At 33.8% G+C, this 1,315-nt stretch carries 2 protein-coding genes; both read left to right on the forward strand.

The window, feature by feature from the left end; translation table 11 throughout:
• The first annotated feature begins 169 nt into the window (after positions 1–169).
• Positions 170–385, forward strand: a complete 216-nt coding sequence (locus ABZS58_RS51370; RefSeq protein WP_101913440.1) for a helix-turn-helix transcriptional regulator — start codon at positions 170–172, stop codon at positions 383–385.
• A 271-nt stretch (positions 386–656) separates the two neighbouring features.
• On the forward strand, positions 657–1,315 hold a 659-nt coding region (locus ABZS58_RS51375), incomplete at its 3' end, for an IS6 family transposase (RefSeq protein WP_354792150.1).

Consider the following 1,315-nt stretch of genomic DNA (forward strand, 5'->3'; position numbering starts at 1 on the left):
TAAAAAATGAATCTATAGACGATTTGTTTTTTATGTTATTACTTTTGGCTTTGGGACATGAAATATATCTGTTCAAAAAGAAGAGGTCGATGACTAACATCATAGTAATTGTAGTATTATTAATTGCTGTTTCTGTGATGGGCTGGAATTTAATGAGTGGAATTTTTAAATGAGGGATAAAGGAAAACTTGAGTTAAAGAATAGGTTAAAAGTGGCTCGTGCTGAAAAACAAATAAACCAGAGTAATTTGGCTAAAATTGTTGGTGTTTCGAGACAGACAATTAGCAATATAGAAACCTATGAGTACGTTCCATCTGCTAAATTAGCATTATTACTTTGTATAGCGTTGGATATAGAATTTGAAAAATTATTCTATTTTGAGTAGTGAAGACTTAAGTATATTAAAACGACTTAGGTCTTTTTTATTTTAGGGGCGCAAATGTCAGAGTTTGCGTTCTTATATTAGTGAAATAGCAAGGAGAGTCTTTATGCAAGTAACAGGAAAAACTAAAACTGGTGAGGAAAAACAGTTGACAGTTGAAATTCGTGATGTTGAAATCGTGAAACCTAAGATTGAGAAATCGGTTCTGTTGCAAAGTTTTCTGATAAGTCTATTTTAGTGTAAAATGAATAAAAATGACAGCGAGGATATATCAATGAACTATTTTAAAGGTAAACAATTTCAAAAAGATGTGATTATTGTCGCTGTTGGTTATTATCTACGTTACAATCTAAGCTATCGTGAAATTCAAGAATTCCTTTATGATCGTGGCATTAACGTTTCTCACACAACAATTTACCGTTGGGTTCAAGAATATGGTAAGCTGATCTATCAAATCTGGAAAAAGAAAAATAGACAGTCCTTTTATTCGTGGAAAATGGACGAAACTTATATTAAAATTAAAGGGAAGTGGCATTATCTCTATCGTGCAATCGACTCAGAAGGCATGACACTGGATATTTGGCTAAGACGAAAGAGAAATACTCAGTCTGCTTATGCTTTCTTTAAACGACTATACAAGCAGTGTGGGGAACCGAAAGTTATCGTGACAGATAAAGCACCATCAATTGCTAGTGCTTTTAGGAAGTTACAAAAGCAGGGGCTATACAGCGAAACTGAGCACCGGACAGTCAAGTATCTCAATAACTTAATTGAGCAAGATCATAGACCTGTTAAACGTCGAAATAAACTTTATCAAAGTCTTCGTACTGCATCAACTACGATTAAGGGCATAGAAGCATTGAGAGGTATATACAAAAAGAACCGAAGAAATGGAACGCTCTTCGGCTTTTCGGTATCTACTGAAATCAAAAT

It is taken from the genome of Dactylosporangium sp. NPDC005555 (genome assembly GCF_040605635.1).
Taxonomy (GTDB): domain Bacteria; phylum Actinomycetota; class Actinomycetes; order Mycobacteriales; family Micromonosporaceae; genus Dactylosporangium.